We start from the raw sequence: 581 nt of genomic DNA, 5'->3' as shown, positions 1-581 counted from the left end.
GGTCTTGCCAGCAAAACGCTCTTCAAACTTGATGCCGATATCTTTGGTCAGAATCACCATATCGGCGCTCGCCACATCTTCCGCAGTCAGTTCATTTTCCAGACCAATCGACCCCTGGGTTTCTACTTTCACGTCCCAGCCTTTCGCTTTCGCGGCACTTTCCAGCGCCTCTGCCGCCATATAAGTATGGGCAACACCAGATGGACACGCGGTTACTGCAATAATTTTCGTCATGGCTCGTTCCTCAATTAATTAATTTCAAAATCCAAATCCAGGTCGTCTTCTTTTTCATCAGTCGAAGACCCATTTTTACGCGCCAGACTTTTCAGCACGTTCACGCAGACTGCCGTCACAACCGCCCCGACAGCCACTGCTGCGATATAACCCAGCTTGCCTTCAACCACCGGCAGCACAATCAGACCACCCCAGCCTGCATAGCACTGTGCACCGACCAGTGCCGCAGTTACCGCACCACAAACTGAACCGACCATGATGGAAGGAATAACACGCAGCGGATCGGCAGCGGCGAAAGGAATCGCCCCTTCAGTAACCCCAACGCACCCTGTCTCTTATACACATCT

General features: G+C 52.2%; 2 protein-coding genes. Both read right to left on the bottom strand.

Annotated elements, in window-relative coordinates; translation table 11 throughout:
* The coding region (locus AC5O77_RS22155) for a PTS fructose-like transporter subunit IIB (protein WP_080076257.1) at positions 1 to 234 on the bottom strand (234 nt) is incomplete at its 3' end.
* Between the two features lie 14 nt (positions 235 to 248).
* Complete coding sequence (locus tag AC5O77_RS22150; RefSeq protein WP_001451037.1) at positions 249 to 491, bottom strand: PTS sugar transporter subunit IIC; 243 nt, start codon at positions 489 to 491, stop codon at positions 249 to 251.
* Between the last annotated feature and the right edge of the window lie 90 nt (positions 492 to 581).

Source organism: Stenotrophomonas sp. INTA L402-1 (genome assembly GCF_059295135.1).
The sequence above is the reverse complement of the archived record's forward strand: the minus strand, read 5'-3'. Positions and strand labels throughout refer to the sequence as shown.

Bases quoted from the DNA above. Each gene is read 5' to 3' on its own strand.
- AC5O77_RS22150 (WP_001451037.1), bottom strand. From the start codon at position 491: ATGGTCGGTTCAGTTTGTGGTGCGGTAACTGCGGCACTGGTCGGTGCA.